We start from the raw sequence: 14,694 nt of genomic DNA, 5'->3' as shown, positions 1-14,694 counted from the left end.
CCCTCCATCCACGTAACCTAAGCTGCCAAGAACTTACCTCCCCAGAGAACAACAAAGGAACGCTGCATGAGCTCAACTCCCTACCCCGTCGGCACGGAAGGCCAACCTTGGACCCTCCAGCACAAGCTCCAGTGGTTGGCACAAACCCAGCTCAAGCGCAGCTACGCCGATGAGGTGCTGGCGAAAGTGGAGGAGTTGGGGGAGCGCTTCGAGCGCATCAAGTACGGCGCGCTGCCGATCGATGCCGAGCGTTACCCGCTGTTTGCCCTGCGCAGTCACGATTGGCAGCAGGGCAAACCCAAGGTTCTGATCACCGGTGGCGTACACGGCTATGAAACCAGTGGGGTACAGGGCGCCTTGGCGTTTGTGGACACCCTTGCCGAGCGCTACGCCGATCACGTCGACTTGCTGGTGCTGCCCTGTATCAGCCCTTGGGGCTATGAAACCATCAACCGCTGGAACCCCAATTGCGTCGATCCCAACCGCTCCTTTATGCCGGACAGCCCATCCGAGGAAGCCGCGGCGGCCATGGCCTTGGTGGCCGCGCAGAGCGTTGACTGGCTGGTGCACCTGGATCTGCATGAAACCACGGATTCGGACCGCGATGAATTTCGCCCAGCGCTGATGGCACGCGACGGTAAGCCGTTCGATCTGGCCAGCGAACATATTCCCGACGGTTTCTATACCGTAGACGACACCGGCCGCAGCCAGCCGGCGTTTCAACAGGCGATCATCGAAGCGGTCAGTGCCGTTACCCACATCGCTCCGCCGGATGAAAAAGGCGAGATCATCGGCGCCGCCGTGCAACAAGAGGGCGTGATCCATTACGACAAGAAAACCCTGTTCCTGTGTGGCGGCATGACCGACGCCCCCTACGTCACCACCACAGAGGTCTACCCGGACAGCCCCAACGCCAACCCTGCGCAGTGCAATGCCGCGCAGATCGCCGCCATCATCGGTGCGCTGGATTTTGTCCTGGCCCAATAACCCCTGACCGCTCCGGGGCCGAGTCATGGCCCCGCTGCGCAACATCGCGCACACGGCCCCACGCGCCCCCCCCCCCCGCCTCTGCCCTTGCCGCTTCATCGTCATCACCAGCGAAAATGGTGCAGCAACGAATGCATAAAACATCACATAAATTGCATAAGTAGACAAATAATACTTGCGCACCCTGCCTTGGCTGTTATTATCCCCCCAACAAAGCATTGATATGCATATTTTAAGAATACATATTCATCGAGAGAGCAGTACGATGACAGAACAAGCCCTAGCGAAAAACACCGAACAGACCCAGGACAAGTCGGTGCACAGCACCCGCAACATCCTGATGTTTGCCCTACCGTCCCTGTTGGGGCTGATCTTCTTCTTGGCGCCACTGACCGTTGATGGCGACTTCACCTTTCCACTGGCACTGATGGCCTCCGGCCTGAAGAGTGTGCTGGGTGATGCCATCTTGCCGCTGGTGACCGGCGTGATCTGCGTGACCGCCCTGCTGAGCACCGTGGCCAGCCTGGCCAAGCCCAAGCTCTTCACCCAGTCGGCGCTATTGACCCGCCTGTTTGTGGTATCCACCCCATGGCTGGTGGTACGGATCCTCGGTGGCTTGTTCACCCTGCTGGCCCTCAACGAAGTCGGTCCGGAGATCATCTGGTCCGGCGACACCGGCGGCCTGGTATTGAATGACCTGCTGCCATCCCTGTTCGTCACCTTCTTCTTCGCCGGCCTGCTGCTGCCGCTGCTGCTCAACTTCGGTTTGCTGGAGCTGCTGGGCACCCTGATGAGCAAGATCATGCGGCCCGTGTTCCGTCTGCCTGGCCGGGCGGCGATCGATTGCCTATCCTCCTGGTTAGGTGACGGTACCGTCGGCGTGATCTTGACCTCCAAGCAGTACGAAGAGAAGAAGTACACCGAGCGGGAAGCCGCCGTGGTCGCCACCATGTTCTCCATTGTCGGGATCTCCTTCTCCCTGGTGGTATTGACGCAAGTGGGCCTGCAGAACTACTTCGTGCCCTTCTACGCCGCCATCTGCCTGTCTGGTTTCGTCGCCGCTGCGCTGATCCAGTACCTGCCGCCGCTGTCGTACAAGAAAGACGTCTACATCGATGGCACCGCACCAAACCGGGAAGATGAGCTGGTGCCAGAAGGCATGTCCGCCACCCGTTACGGCTACCAACTGGCACTGCAACGGGCCTCTCAGGTGAAGAGCCTGGGCAGTGTGGCCAAGCAAGGTCTGCACACCGCACTGGATATGGTCATTGGCGTACTGCCTGTGGTCATGGCCGTCGGCACCATCGGTCTGGTGATCGCCGAAGCCACCCCGCTGTTTGCCTGGTTGGGTGCGCCATTTGTGCCGGTACTTGAGTTGTTGGCCGTGCCACAAGCCGGTGAAGCGGCGCAGGCGGTGATGGTGGGCTTCACCGACATGTTCGTGCCATCCATCCTGGTCACCGGCCTGGAATCCGACATGACCCGGTTCATCATCGCCGCGCTGTCCGTGACCCAGTTGATCTTCATGTCCGAAACCGGCTCGGTGATCTTAAGTTCCAAGATCCCGCTGAACATCTTCGAGCTGATCGCCGTGTTCATCCTGCGGACCCTGGTGACCCTGCCCATCATCGTTGGTGTTGCTCACCTAGTGTTCTAAGTCTGCTAAACAAAAAACGCCCCGCAGCGTCTGCTGCGGGGCGTTTTTCTTGTCAGAGGGATAGCCCGCCGATTTACGCAAAGCCTTCCAGTACGATCTTGCCCTTGGCCTTGCCACTCTCCAGCAGTGCGTGAGCACGGCGCAAATTTTCCAGGTTAATGGCGCCAAAGTGCTGATCCAGCGTGGTCTTCACCAACCCCGCGTCCACCATCTCCGCAACCCGATTGAGCAGCACTTGCTGCTGACGTTTATCCTCGGTATCGAACATCGAGCGGGTGTACATAAACTCCCAATGCAACGAGATGCTCTTGCGCTTGAGCGCCAGCACATCAAAGGATTGCGGATCGTCGATCAGTGCCAATCGGCCCTGCGGCGCGATCACCTTCACGATCTCTTCGAGGTGCTGATCGGTGTGGGTCAGGCTGATCACATCATCCACCTGAGCAATGCCCGCCGCCGCCAGCTGCTCGGACAAGGACTGGTGATGGTTGATCACCCGATCCGCCCCCAACTCACGCACCCACTGCTGGGTCTCGTCACGGGATGCAGTGGCGATCAGGGTGACGTTGGTCAGGCGCTTGGCCAACTGCAACAACACCGAGCCAACGCCGCCCGCCGCGCCGATCACCAGCACAGTGCGCGGCGCATAGGCATCCGCCTTGTCCAGCTGCAGTCGATCAAACAACAGCTCCCAAGCGGTGATGGCGGTCAGCGGCAGCGCTGCCGCTTCGGCAAAACGGAGCGACTTAGGCTTGCGCCCTACCAGCGCCGAGTCCACCAATTGGAATTCGGCGTTGCTGCCCGGACGGGTCAAGTCGCCGGCGTACCAGACGGCGTCCCCAACCTGAAATTCGGTCACCTCGTCGCCCACTTCGGCCACCACACCGGCGGCGTCCCAACCCAGTACCACCGGCTCAGCGCCAGCCGGAACCGGACGCTGACGCACCTTGGTGTCGACCGGATTGACCGAGATGGCCTTCACCGCCACCAGGATATCGGTCCCGCTGGCCTGCGGACATGGCAGGTCAAGTTCGCTTAACTGCTCGACGCCGCCGGCCTGTGTCAAACCCAATGCTTTCATGCTGATCTCCTGTCGGACACCCAAGTCCGTTGATCTGTTTCGATACACCCATTCTAATTGCGTTATTATTTTGAAAAACCCTCAAGCCAAAGCAACTCTTTCAACGAGATATTGAAAATGAAAGCCCTGCAGGATCTGAAGATCTTCCTCCATACCGCCCAGCATGGCAGCCTCTCCGCCGCGGCTCGTCAGTTGGGGATCTCCCCCGCCGTAGCCAGTGCCGCGCTGAAACGGCTCGAAACCGAGCTGGGCACACCCCTGCTGATCCGCTCCACCCGCCAGCTGCGCCTGACCCAGCAGGGTGAAGCGTTTTTGCAGCACGCTCAGCAGGCCGTGGCCCTGCTGGAGCAAGGCATGCGCGGCCTGCAGGGCGAACAAGCCCAATTTCGCGGCGTGTTGCAACTGTCCGCGTCCTCCGGGCTGGGCCGGCACCAGCTGCAACCCGTGTTAGCCGCACTGCACCGAACCCACCCACAGATGACGCTTAAGCTGCAGATCAGCGACCGGCTGGCGGATCTCTATGCCCAGCCGGTGGACGTGGCGCTGCGCTACGGCGATCCGGAGGATTCGGATCTGATCGCCCAGGCCGTCAACCGCCACAACCGCCGGGTCCTGTGCGCGGCGCCCAGCTATGTCGATGAATATGGCGAGCCGGACAGCCTGGACGCGCTCAAGCAGCACCGCTGCTTAAGCTATATGTTGGCAAACAGTCACTATGATCGCTGGCGCATTGAGGAGGGCGGCAAACGCCACAGCATCAAGATCAACACAGTGCGCTACGCCGATGACGGCGATGTGGTGCGCCAATGGGCCTGCGAAGGCGCGGGGATCGCCTATAAATCCGAACTGGAGATCGCCGATGACGTCCAAGCCGGGCGCTTGGTGACGTTAAGCCCCGAGCGCTGGGGTGAGCCGGCCCCGCTGTATCTGATCAGCCCCGGCCGCCATCAGCTCACGCCCATTGTCCGTGAGCTGCATCAACGATTGCTGGCGGCATTGGCATGAGACCCCGAAGGCCAGAGTAAAGGTCAGTATCTCGCTGCTAGGGGTAAAGTCGAGGATCGAGATCTGGCCCCTTAACCCACCACATCCAACTCGCGACGCTTAAAGCGGGCGCCGCACGCTTCGACGATGGCCTGACAAGCATCGATGTCCACGCCTTCAAGTCCGTCGATGGCGGACACTTCGACACTGTCGATGTACTTCGGCGCCAACTCGATAAATTCGCGCACCGCGGCATACGAACCCTTCAACTTTGGTGCACAGTGTTTCAGGTAGGTGGCTTCATCCTGGGCATTGAGCGAAATGGAGAGCGCATCGACGCAGGCCGCCAGCTCCGGCAAAATATTGCGGCGGTGGAACAGATTGCCCAGCCCGTCGGTATTGAGCCGCACCCGGCCGCCGCGCGCCTTGATGTCCTTGGCCACGGTTAGCAGGGTATCCAGATTCAGGGTCGGCTCGCCGTAACCACAAAACACGTATTCATCGAAATCCTGCACCTTGCCCAATAAACGGAAGAGCTCCGCAGGCTTAGGCTGACGGTCCAGCGCCAACTGGTAATCATGCACCTGGGTGCTGCCGTTTTGCTTGGGGCAGAACTGGCACTGCAAGGTGCAGCGACCGGTGATATTAAGGTAGCGGCTGTTGCGGATATCGTAGACTAAGGTTGGCGTGCTCATGGGGACTCAATCAAGGAGAAGAGCACACCAGCCTACCGCCTATTGCCCACTCAGCAATGTCGCCCTATCGCCTTTATGACCCAGATCGCACCGCGCCGACTTTAACAGCAGGCGCAACTGCAGCAACGCGTCCAACTCCCAATTTTCTCCCTCCCTTACGAAGCTTTCTCTCTTACGCAGGCTCAGAGCGATGAGTGGATCGCAAAAGCAGAAACCGCAATCCATTTTCGGAAACTTTCCCACTATTAAGCACCAAAATAGCTGTTGGGTGTAGATAACCAATCGAAAAGGAATGCAGATGAAATCGTTCAAACTGCTGGGTTTATCCCTGCTGATCAGTGCCAGTTTTGCCACCCAAGCTGGCTGGGATGGCAACCCGCAAGGGGGGCTGGGACTGGTCAATGTTGATCCCAGCGGCCGTGCGCCCCTGACTGCGCTGATCGAGCTTAACGGCGCCCACAACGTCAGCGATGTCCGCATTCATGTGGCGGGCAAAGGGGAGGGTGGCGTGGCAATCGACTACCCAGTGCAGGACAACTCGGTGTTGCACTACGATGGCATTCCTGTGTTTGGCCTCTACCCGGATCACCTCAACCAAGTCACCGTCCACTATCAACTCGCTGGTGAGCCGCGCAGTGACCGCTACCAGATCCTGACCCAGCCGGTGTTCGGCCCATCAATCGACGGCAAGGTGCGTAACTATCCGGAAGTGCAGCCGGTGCACGTGGAACCTCAGTTCAAAGATCGGCTCTACTGGGTCAATCATCTGGTCAAAGAGAACACCAAGCCCATCGATCTGCAGTGGGGCAACGGCGGCGCACTGCAGTGGAGCTGGGCTCCAGTCAACTTCATTACCGACACCCAAGGCGAGGTACGCTGGTATCTGCCGCATCAGGCGGTTTGGGATCCCACCGATCCCAGCAAGACCGGCGCCTTGATGGGGGTCAAACAGCTGGACAACGGCGATGTGATCTTCGGTCAGGGTCAGCGCTACTACCGCATGGATCTGCTCGGCAATATTGTGTTTGATCGCGCCCTACCTCGCGGCTTTGCCGATTTCTCTCACGAGATCCGCGAGATGGACAACGGCCATATGCTGATGCGGGTGGCGCGCAAAAACTACCTGCGTCCAGACGGCGAACGGGTCACCACAGTGCGCGATCACATCATCGAGGTCGATGTCCACGGCAAGCTGGTGGAGGCGTGGGATCTCAACACCATTCTGGATCCACTGCGCGACGATCTGCTCAAAGGCGCGGATCGCGGCGCCATCTGCCTGAATCTGGATCTGGAGCATGCCGGTGAAGCGGTGATCATCGAGCCGGACGCGCCGTTTGGCGATATCCCCGGCGTCGGCACCGGCCGCAACTGGGCCCACGTCAACTCGGTCGATCACGATCCGACCGACGACAGCATCGTCCTGTCGGTCCGCCATCAGGGCATTGTGAAGATCGGCCGCGATAAGGAGGTGAAGTGGATCCTCGCCCCTGCCAAGGGCTGGCGCGGCGATCTGGCCGACAAGGTACTGACCCCACTGGATAGCAACGGCAACAAGCTGCGCTGCGCCACTGGTCACTGTGGTCCGGACTTCGAATACAGCTACATGCAGCACACCGCTTGGCTGGCGAAAGAGAAAGGCACTCTGATGACGTTCGACAACGGCGACGCCCGCAATATGCGTCAGCCGATGTTTAAGAAAGAGAAGTACAGTCGGGCGGTGGAATACAAGATCGACGAAGCCAATATGACGGTTTCACAGCAGTGGCAATTCGGCAAGGAGCGCGGCTACGACTGGTACTCCCCCATCACCTCCTCGGTCAACTACCAGGCCGATCGGGATACCCAGCTGATCTACTCCGCCTCCGCCGGCCTGTTTGAGAAAGAGATCCAACCATACTCCCTGCTGGAAGTCGGTTACGGCAGCGACGAGGTCAAAGTCGAGCTCAATATCTTGCCGATGGGCAAAGCAGAGCCCAGCTACCAAAGCGTGCTGATCGAAGCCGACAAGCTGTTTTAAACCCGGCTTCATCAACAAAAAACGCTCTCCATCTCTGTGGAGAGCGTTTTTTTGTTTGGGCTAGGGCAACCTCGGCTTGGGCGTGTCCTCAAAGAGGTGCTGCAGCGGCACCACCTCTTCGAGTTGGCTGTTGATATAGCCGCAAGCGCCACCGGAATAGAGCCAATGCTCACCGTGGCGAGTTGTCCCGCTCCCGGGACAACTCGCCACGACACACCTTGGCATGACCATCAAAGAAGTACCCAAACCAACGGTAATTGGTGGCCTTGACCACATCCATCATCGGGTTAAAAAGCACCACATGACCGTCCACTTCGGTGGCATCCACGCCGTGCTTAAATGGGCGACAGCCGTTGTCCGTGAGAAAAGCACTGCGGCGACCCAGACCATTTTGATTGATATCATACCAGCCGCGAGCAAACTCTGAGGTGGCCAGCATGCACGCCATGCCCGAGTCATTCCAGCGGATCCGCGCCAGAAGATCCGGTTCAAGTCGGAGCAATCCGGACGGTTCCAGCGCCCCACAGTGTTCGGCTTGAATGTCCGCTCCACCCCGCTCCCAATAGACACACGCCACGGGCTGCGCCAGGGCGGGCACAGCCAGCATCAGGGCAAAAGTCAGAACAGTCCATCGCCCGGCTCCCAAAACATCCATGTAAACACTCCGTTTAGCTCGGCCTATGGTGTCTCCCAAAGCCAAGCATTGCCCCTGCCAACAACCGGATAAGGAGCGCCCTTAGCCTCTCGCTAGCCTGCTCGACTGCCATTGGGCAGGGCCACTTCCGGCATCGCCAGGCAAGGGGTCAGCTTGTCGGCATAGCCGATATCAAACAGCATGCCCTGAGACAGCTCACCGGCCATCTTACGCTCCGGCAGATTGACCACAAACAGCGCCTGCTTGCCCGCGATCTCGGTGGGATCGTCCCGCTCCTGCTTGATCCCCGCCAGGATCGAACGTTGATGATCGCCAAAATCCACCATCAGCTTCATCAACTTATCGGACTTGGCCACTTCCGTCACGCTGACAATGGTGCCAACCCGGATATCCAGCTTGTCGAAATCCTCAAAGGTGATCGGATCTTTAATGGGTGCAGGTTGCATACCATTTTCCTTGCTCTACATAAGTGGTCAGTCAGTTTGCAACGCCCATGGCACTAGCTGCGTGACCGTGCCATCACAAAAAGAAAGTTTGGCTGAGTGGTCAACCGCTTATAGACCTCAGCATTGCGCTGGCGCAGCCGCTCCGTAGCCGTCCCCTCCTCCAATGCGGTGATCACAAAGCCATTGTCGGTCAACGCGCCGATCTGCTCGCTTAAGCTGCGGCGATAGAACACCACCTCCACCGGTTCTCCGACCGTATGCCAAGTGTCACAGATCGCCTCACGAGCATAGTAGTTGCCGCTGGGCGAGAGTTCGGCGTCCGCCACCGGGCTATGGGTGGAGAACAGCAGTCGAGCACCGGGTTTGAGCCCCCGGGCACACTCGGCAAACAGCGCGTGCTGATCGGCGATGTAGTGCACCATCAAAGAGCTCAGCACCAGATCGTAATGATCGTCGCGCTCCTGTGGCAGACCCAAGCTGATATCCTGGCCATAGCAGTGCAGATCGTCACGAGCGCCAAAACGCTGCTGTACCAGTTCCACCATGGGCTCGGAAACGTCGATCGCCGTCACCTCGGCACCGCGCGCCAGTAACTCGGCCACGTACTCACCGGAGCCGCAGCCCAAGTCCAGCACCCGAAAACCGGTCAGATCCCCCAGCGCCTTGTCCAGCATCGCCAGCGTGGTGGGCCGCTCATACTCGGCCCAGTACTTTATAAAAGCCGGTCGTTGTCTTTCACCGCCTCGGCGTAGGCTTTGGCGTGTTTACCGTACAACTCACTCATGCGCTGCGGCTGTCTTTTTCAGAGCGTAGCAAGCCATCGGCTTCGGCCTGATCCAACTTGCCCTCCAACACCTGCCACAGCGCCGGAATGCCCTTGCCAACCCGGCGGTTGACGTTAAGCACCATCTCCTTGGTGACATCGTGATTGCGCCAGCTGTGGCCGTCATCGTGCAAATTGTGCAGCAGCGGCGGCACCCGATCGATCGCCTTGGCAAACTGAGCATCGGCCGTTGCGCCGTCCTCAAACTCGCGCCACAGCTCCAGGTAGCCCTCGGCCACGGACTCCGGCAGCAGGCTCAGGATCCTTTTGACCCCATTCTCTTCCGCCAACTTATTCTCCGGCGTTTCGCTGGCGTAGATGATGGTGTCACCGGCGTCGATCTCGCCCAGATCGTGGATCAGCAGCATGCGGATCACCCGATCGATGTTAACCGGCTCGGCGGCAAAATCCTTCAGCATCAACGCACTCAAACACACATGCCAGCTGTGCTCGGCGGAGTTCTCGTAGCGCTTGAGGCCGACCGGACGGGTCTTGCGGTGAACGTCTTTGAGTTTTTCGATCTCGACCATAAAGTCGAGGATCAGCTGGATCTGGCTGTGCATGGTGACTCCCGAGGATCAAAACGGCCCCCATTCTAACGGAACTTGCCCCTTATCTACGCCTCAAATCGCCAAGGCGCTTGATCCGATCCCGCGCTAAGATCGTAAGGATAGGGCTCAACGTCACAGCAGTAGAGGGGAAGCGTTATGCAGATCACGCAGATCAAACCCGGCATGGTGATCGAGTGCCACCACGGGATCGCCACCGTCGTCGCCATCGATACCCACAACCACACGGTACTGATCGAACGCCAGGACAATCACGGCCATATCAGCGTCCCCGCCCGCGACATCGAGGGCGAGCCGAGGCTCGACTCAGGATACGACCGGGAATACTGAAGCCGTCCATAGCCACTTCAATGCAGGGACAAGGGGAGCTGTCCCTGCAGAGGCGATGCTAGCCGCTCAATTGCTGCAACGCCGCCAAGGCCCGCTCGGCCACGGCACTCTGCACAAAGATATGGTCGTGGTAGTAACCGGCCACCACGTTGGCGCTGATCCCCGCTTGGTTCAGACAGGCGGAGAAGGCCGCAGTCAGCCCCACCGCTTCCAAACTGGAGTGCACCAGCAGGGTGATCTGCCGATAGCTGCCCTCAAACGCAATGCCTGCGGCTTGGGCGCGCGCTTTAGGCAAGATCAACGTCAGCCCCTCGGGCTCTTGAAAACTGGCCAGCGGCGCCAGCGTCACGTACTGGCTCAAAGGCCCCGCCACCGTGCAAAACACAAACTCGCCGTCCATCAGCTGCGGCCGCATCGAGCGCAGCAGTACGTCCAGCTCTGTGATCCCCGCCATCGCTTGGCACTCCTCGGTCCGGTTACCCCAAAATGAGGGCCGCCCTTTACCCTAGCAGAGCCTGGCCGCCATCCAAGCCAATGCTCTGGCCATTGACGTAACGAGAGCCATCACTGCACAGCTGGACGACAAAACGGCCGATGTCCTGCTCGCATTGGCCCACTCGGCGCTGCGGGATCCCATCCAGGAAGGCTTGCGCTTCCTCCGGGTTTTTCTTCATCCACCAAGCTAGGCCCGGCGACTCGGCATGCGGCAAGATCACATTGGTGCGGATCCCCTCCTGGCCCCACTCGCAGGCCGCGGCCCGGGACAGCGAGCGGATCGCCTCTTTCACCGCTGCGTAACCGCCATAGCCGGCCATATCCCAGCGTTTGGCCGCCGAACTGGCCAGATTGACGATGCAGCCATCCCCTTTGAGGTGGGGATAGCACAGTTTCATCAACCGAAAGGTGGCCATGGGGCCGGACTGCCAGCCCGCCTCCAATGTCTCATCGCTCAATTGCTCCAAACTGCCCAGACACACCTCCTGGGCGTTATTGACCAAGATCTGAATGCCGCCGAAACGCTCCACCACCTGCGCCACGCAGTGCGCTAACGCATCCGCCGCTTTGACGTCGCACACCAGTGGCAGCGCTTCGCCGCCACGCGCGGCGATCAGCTCGCAGGTTTTTTCCAGCTTGCTCAAGGTCCGTCCCGTGACCGCGATCTTAACCCCCCGCTCGGCCAACGCCAGGGCGATCCCCTGTCCCACGCCTTGCCCTGCGCCGGTGATCAGCGCCACTTTCCCTGTCAGTTCACTCATACCCACTCCCTAGTTCAATGACTCGGCCTCAACAAAAAATGCCGCAAAGCCGTCGCTGGCCTCGACCAGTTTGCCCTGCTGGTAATCGAAGGTGAGCATGGCGAAACGGCCCAGGGCGATCACCTGTTCGCCCCGGCGGATCCGATACAGAAAATCACAGCCATAGCGGTGAAAATTGGCCACCGCGAACTCGCCGTTCAAAGTATCGAAGCAGCGCCCTTCGCCCAGCAACTTGAGCGACAGTTCGCCGTTGATCAACTGCTGGCCCAACACATCAAACCCCTGCAAGCCGCGCTGGTGAAAATAGCGCAGTGCGATCTCACCGCACAGCTCAACAAAGTGGTTATTACCGACATGATCGCCGCGATTCACCTGATTCGAGCCAATAAGGAACTCAGTCGTAAACAGCGGGGTGTCGGGGAAATCGATCTGGACGCGGGTGCTCATCCGCTCCTCCTAAAACCATCACAGAAAAAGAGGGCCGACCGCCTGTTCAATGCCAGGCTGGATCGACCCTAATGTGGGAGCTATTACAGTCGGACGTAGTCGGTCAAGCGGGCCTGACGCTGCGCCGCAAAATGCGCCCGGCACTGAGCTTCATCACTAAAGCTCGGCTCGGCGAAACGCTGCCAGCCATTGCCGCGACAGTCTGCCGCGCCCTGCTTGATCACCAGCACGCTCTGCGCCGCCGCTTTTACCTGCTCTGGCGTGAACGGCAATACCGCAAACTCCTTGCGGGCAAACTTGTCGGTCATATCCCGATAGTGCGGCGAGTCCGGGTTGGTGGAGATAGAGTACGCCAACACGCCCTGGGCCTTGACCCCGCGCGGGGTAAACTCGGTCACCATCAGCCAGCTGTAGCTGGACCCATCGATGTCGGGATAACCGGCGCTGCCCTGATAGCTGGCCTCCGCCTTGTTAAACACGCCGACGTTCTCCGGCCCGCCGTGCATCGGGATCTTAACCCCATCCTTGCTGGCAAACTGCAGATCGCCCAAACGTGCGTCCAGCGCAATGCCATCGGCATTCAAGCGCTTCACCGCTTTGGCCAGCGCCTCAAGCACCTTGGGGTTGTCCTGGGTGTCCAGGCCCCGTGGCGTGTTGAGGATGTCATTGGCGTCAAACGGCACCGCGTAGTTAAACTGCGGCGGCAACCAACGGTGCTTGTGCTTAAGCTTGGCGTCCTTGAGCGCCTCAGCGATAAATTCCCGGAACAGATGGGCGCCGCGACTGTCGAGGTTGTCGTGCAAGTCCCAACCGGCCAGCGCGTCACAGGCGGCGCCAAGCGACACGGCCTCGCCCGCCACAGAGACGGTGTCATTGGCCCGGCACAAGGTGACTAAATCATCCCGCAGCAGCTGCCCCGCCGTGTTCTGGTTGGACAGCATCAGCGCCTTCAGGCTGGTGAGATCAAACTTCTCACCCGCCGCCAGATGATTCTGGATCATCAACAAACCGGAGCGGGTACGCAGGCTGCGCTCGGTCCCCTGGGTGCCCAAACTCTGACGGAAGCCATCCAGCGGCTGTTTGGGGTTAGGCAACCAGTAGCTGTCGTTGGAGTTAGTGACGAAATCGCTGCGCAGCGCGTGAGGCTGTTCGCTTGGCCCCAGCAGGCCCGGCGCACTGGCGTCCTCGGCGTTACCCCAGTGACAAGCACTGCGGCTGCCATCCAGCGCCTTGCCGTAGAAGGCACTGCAGGTTTTGAGCTGCTCGTCGGTCAGGTTGGCCACCGGGCCCACATCGGCGTACAGCACTTCGCCGTGCTTATCGGCGGCGATCAAGTTAACCGGGGTAAACTGATACTTCTCCTGCGCGGCCTGCACGTCGCGCACGCTCCTGGCCTTGTAGTAATCCAGTGTGCCGCCCTGCATGCCGCGGGCGCCCTCGTCGGCGATGCGGATGGCGAAGGCGATCTGCTCGTTCCAGGGGAACTGGCCGATCAGATAGCCAAACTCGGTTTCATGGAACACATGATGGTGCGCGGCCAGTGTGCCGTCCGGCTGTCTCACCTGCACGCTCACCGGAATTTCCGTCATCGGCTTGGCCTGCCCATCCACCACATAGCTGAAGGGATCGCCGGGCTTAAGCGCCAGCTGATAGAAGCTAAAGCGGGTGGCGGTCGACACCGTGTTGGTCCAGGCCACATGCTCATTGGTGCCAAACCCCACGCTGGCGCGATCGATCGCGTTGGCGCCCAACACGTTCATCACCCCGGGAATGGTTTGATGCATCGGATAAAAGCGCCAGGACTCGTCCCAGTTCATGTGCGGATTGGCAAACAGCACCCCGCCACCACTGACGCTGCCCTCACGGCCGATGGCCACGCCGTTGGAGCCCTTATCCTCCAGGCTGGTGATCTCATCCACCGCGGCAAACATGCTGTCCAACGCCAAAGCGTCACTGCGCGCGGTCGGCGTCGAGGGCGGTTGCGCGCTGATCAGCAGATCGCGGAAATTGGGCAGGAAAAACGGCGTCAAGTGAATGCGCTTAACCAGCTCAGCACTGATCGGCTGCACCCACTCCGCGCCGGCGCAGCGCTTGTCCGGCCATTTCGCCTCTGGCGTGTCGATCAGATAGCGGTTGTAACCGGCGGCGTAGCCGTCGAACAGCGCCGCCATCTCCAGCGAGACTTGGGTGTCATAGCGGCCACTTTGGATGATCAACTGCTGCACCAGATCCGTGCCCAGATTGTTATCCTGAGGGCCAAAATATTGCGACAACTGGCCCTGATATTTCAGGAAGTTTTTCGCCAGGTGGCAGACATTATCCTGCGCCGCCGCATAGCCGGTGCCAAACCCCAGGCTGGCAAAATCCGGCGCTTCGATGTGGGGAAAACCGCCGGCGGTGCGGGTGATCTGCGCCTGATAGGTCGGCAACGGCGTCAGCTGCGTTGTCACTCGCACCGATTTATCCCCGAGGCAACCGGTTAATGCCGCGCTGGCCGCCAGCACGGCCGCCAGCTTGAAGGGGTGGATATGGATCATTGGATCTCTCCCCAAAATAGGTCACGGCGGCATTCGCCGGGGGTGTTATGGCAATGAGTGAAGTCCACGCCGGCTTGGATCATCAAAGCCGGGGGCTCGGCATCGACCGGCCCCGGGCCCGGCTTGGACAGCTCACTGCAACCGCCCAGCGCGATCACGCCAAGCCCCACAACTAGCTCGCGATAATGTCCGTTCATTTGGCCTCCCTGA

At 59.9% G+C, this 14,694-nt stretch carries 16 protein-coding genes; 4 read left to right on the top strand and 12 right to left on the bottom strand.

From position 1 onward, the window contains the following. Positions 1–66 precede the first annotated feature (66 nt). Both ABEA08_RS09200 and ABEA08_RS09195 read left to right on the top strand, forming a co-directional pair. Positions 67–987 (top strand): M14 family metallopeptidase, encoded by a 921-nt coding sequence (locus tag ABEA08_RS09200; protein WP_345335009.1) that lies wholly within the window; start codon positions 67–69, stop codon positions 985–987. 265 nt (positions 988–1,252) lie between these two features. Continuing rightward, positions 1,253–2,644 carry a YjiH family protein gene (locus tag ABEA08_RS09195; RefSeq protein ID WP_345335008.1) on the top strand — a complete coding sequence of 464 codons (1,392 nt, stop codon included), beginning with the start codon at positions 1,253–1,255 and terminating at the stop codon, positions 2,642–2,644. Between the two features lie 73 nt (positions 2,645–2,717). Here the strand turns inward: ABEA08_RS09195 and ABEA08_RS09190 are convergent, their stop codons facing one another. Further along, a complete protein-coding gene (locus tag ABEA08_RS09190; RefSeq protein WP_345335007.1) occupies positions 2,718–3,725 on the bottom strand; it encodes a zinc-binding alcohol dehydrogenase family protein in 1,008 nt (335 codons plus the stop codon). A gap of 117 nt (positions 3,726–3,842) precedes the next feature. On the opposite strand from ABEA08_RS09190, the gene ABEA08_RS09185 reads away from it, so the two are divergent. After that, positions 3,843–4,730, top strand: a complete 888-nt coding sequence (locus ABEA08_RS09185) for a LysR family transcriptional regulator (protein WP_345335006.1) — start codon at positions 3,843–3,845, stop codon at positions 4,728–4,730. 71 nt (positions 4,731–4,801) lie between these two features. Here ABEA08_RS09185 and ABEA08_RS09180 read toward each other — a convergent pair whose 3' ends face one another. Beyond that, on the bottom strand, positions 4,802–5,404 hold the full coding sequence (locus ABEA08_RS09180) for a TatD family nuclease-associated radical SAM protein (RefSeq protein ID WP_345335005.1): 603 nt from the start codon (positions 5,402–5,404) through the stop codon (positions 4,802–4,804). 298 nt (positions 5,405–5,702) lie between these two features. On the opposite strand from ABEA08_RS09180, the gene ABEA08_RS09175 reads away from it, so the two are divergent. Then, entirely contained in the window at positions 5,703–7,421 is a 1,719-nt protein-coding gene (locus ABEA08_RS09175; RefSeq protein ID WP_345335004.1) for an aryl-sulfate sulfotransferase, read from the top strand. Positions 7,422–7,590: 169 nt separating this feature from the next. Here ABEA08_RS09175 and ABEA08_RS09170 read toward each other — a convergent pair whose 3' ends face one another. The 10 genes from ABEA08_RS09170 to ABEA08_RS09125 form a co-directional block, all read right to left on the bottom strand. Beyond that, entirely contained in the window at positions 7,591–8,076 is a 486-nt protein-coding gene (locus tag ABEA08_RS09170) for a hypothetical protein (RefSeq protein ID WP_345335003.1), read from the bottom strand. A 92-nt stretch (positions 8,077–8,168) separates the two neighbouring features. After that, the gene (locus ABEA08_RS09165) at positions 8,169–8,522 is read right to left on the bottom strand and encodes a tRNA-binding protein (protein WP_345335002.1); all 354 of its coding nucleotides are present in this window, start codon (positions 8,520–8,522) and stop codon (positions 8,169–8,171) included. A gap of 53 nt (positions 8,523–8,575) precedes the next feature. Next, positions 8,576–9,196, bottom strand: a complete 621-nt coding sequence (locus ABEA08_RS09160; protein ID WP_345335001.1) for a class I SAM-dependent methyltransferase — start codon at positions 9,194–9,196, stop codon at positions 8,576–8,578. Positions 9,197–9,302: 106 nt separating this feature from the next. Continuing rightward, a complete protein-coding gene (locus ABEA08_RS09155) occupies positions 9,303–9,908 on the bottom strand; it encodes an HD domain-containing protein (RefSeq protein ID WP_345335000.1) in 606 nt (201 codons plus the stop codon). A 120-nt stretch (positions 9,909–10,028) separates the two neighbouring features. Next, on the bottom strand, positions 10,029–10,175 hold the full coding sequence (locus ABEA08_RS09150; protein ID WP_345334999.1) for a hypothetical protein: 147 nt from the start codon (positions 10,173–10,175) through the stop codon (positions 10,029–10,031). Between the two features lie 127 nt (positions 10,176–10,302). Continuing rightward, on the bottom strand, positions 10,303–10,698 hold the full coding sequence (locus tag ABEA08_RS09145) for an ACT domain-containing protein (RefSeq protein WP_345334998.1): 396 nt from the start codon (positions 10,696–10,698) through the stop codon (positions 10,303–10,305). 46 nt (positions 10,699–10,744) lie between these two features. Next, complete coding sequence (locus tag ABEA08_RS09140) at positions 10,745–11,500, bottom strand: SDR family NAD(P)-dependent oxidoreductase (protein ID WP_345334997.1); 756 nt, start codon at positions 11,498–11,500, stop codon at positions 10,745–10,747. A 9-nt stretch (positions 11,501–11,509) separates the two neighbouring features. Then, positions 11,510–11,947, bottom strand: a complete 438-nt coding sequence (locus ABEA08_RS09135; protein ID WP_345334996.1) for a thioesterase family protein — start codon at positions 11,945–11,947, stop codon at positions 11,510–11,512. Between the two features lie 83 nt (positions 11,948–12,030). Continuing rightward, entirely contained in the window at positions 12,031–14,484 is a 2,454-nt protein-coding gene (locus tag ABEA08_RS09130) for a penicillin acylase family protein (RefSeq protein WP_345334995.1), read from the bottom strand. Next, on the bottom strand, positions 14,481–14,681 hold the full coding sequence (locus tag ABEA08_RS09125; RefSeq protein WP_345334994.1) for a hypothetical protein: 201 nt from the start codon (positions 14,679–14,681) through the stop codon (positions 14,481–14,483). Before ABEA08_RS09125 ends, ABEA08_RS09130 begins: the two co-directional genes overlap by 4 nt. Between the last annotated feature and the right edge of the window lie 13 nt (positions 14,682–14,694).

This window comes from Ferrimonas pelagia (assembly GCF_039543565.1).
Classification (GTDB): Bacteria; Pseudomonadota; Gammaproteobacteria; order Enterobacterales; family Shewanellaceae; genus Ferrimonas; species Ferrimonas pelagia.
Note: the sequence above shows the minus strand (reverse complement) of the source record. Positions and strands in the feature narration are given on the sequence as shown.

Bases quoted from the DNA above. Each gene is read 5' to 3' on its own strand.
- ABEA08_RS09200 (WP_345335009.1), top strand. From the start codon at position 67: ATGAGCTCAACTCCCTACCCCGTCGGCACGGAAGGCCAACCTTGGACC.
- ABEA08_RS09195 (WP_345335008.1), top strand. From the start codon at position 1,253: ATGACAGAACAAGCCCTAGCGAAAAACACCGAACAGACCCAGGACAAG.
- ABEA08_RS09190 (WP_345335007.1), bottom strand. From the start codon at position 3,725: ATGAAAGCATTGGGTTTGACACAGGCCGGCGGCGTCGAGCAGTTAAGC.
- ABEA08_RS09185 (WP_345335006.1), top strand. From the start codon at position 3,843: ATGAAAGCCCTGCAGGATCTGAAGATCTTCCTCCATACCGCCCAGCAT.
- ABEA08_RS09180 (WP_345335005.1), bottom strand. From the start codon at position 5,404: ATGAGCACGCCAACCTTAGTCTACGATATCCGCAACAGCCGCTACCTT.
- ABEA08_RS09175 (WP_345335004.1), top strand. From the start codon at position 5,703: ATGAAATCGTTCAAACTGCTGGGTTTATCCCTGCTGATCAGTGCCAGT.
- ABEA08_RS09170 (WP_345335003.1), bottom strand. From the start codon at position 8,076: ATGGATGTTTTGGGAGCCGGGCGATGGACTGTTCTGACTTTTGCCCTG.
- ABEA08_RS09165 (WP_345335002.1), bottom strand. From the start codon at position 8,522: ATGCAACCTGCACCCATTAAAGATCCGATCACCTTTGAGGATTTCGAC.
- ABEA08_RS09160 (WP_345335001.1), bottom strand. From the start codon at position 9,196: ATGCTGGACAAGGCGCTGGGGGATCTGACCGGTTTTCGGGTGCTGGAC.
- ABEA08_RS09155 (WP_345335000.1), bottom strand. From the start codon at position 9,908: ATGCACAGCCAGATCCAGCTGATCCTCGACTTTATGGTCGAGATCGAA.
- ABEA08_RS09150 (WP_345334999.1), bottom strand. From the start codon at position 10,175: ATGGCCGTGATTGTCCTGGCGTTCGATCAGTACCGTGTGGTTGTGGGT.
- ABEA08_RS09145 (WP_345334998.1), bottom strand. From the start codon at position 10,698: ATGGCGGGGATCACAGAGCTGGACGTACTGCTGCGCTCGATGCGGCCG.
- ABEA08_RS09140 (WP_345334997.1), bottom strand. From the start codon at position 11,500: ATGAGTGAACTGACAGGGAAAGTGGCGCTGATCACCGGCGCAGGGCAA.
- ABEA08_RS09135 (WP_345334996.1), bottom strand. From the start codon at position 11,947: ATGAGCACCCGCGTCCAGATCGATTTCCCCGACACCCCGCTGTTTACG.
- ABEA08_RS09130 (WP_345334995.1), bottom strand. From the start codon at position 14,484: ATGATCCATATCCACCCCTTCAAGCTGGCGGCCGTGCTGGCGGCCAGC.
- ABEA08_RS09125 (WP_345334994.1), bottom strand. From the start codon at position 14,681: ATGAACGGACATTATCGCGAGCTAGTTGTGGGGCTTGGCGTGATCGCG.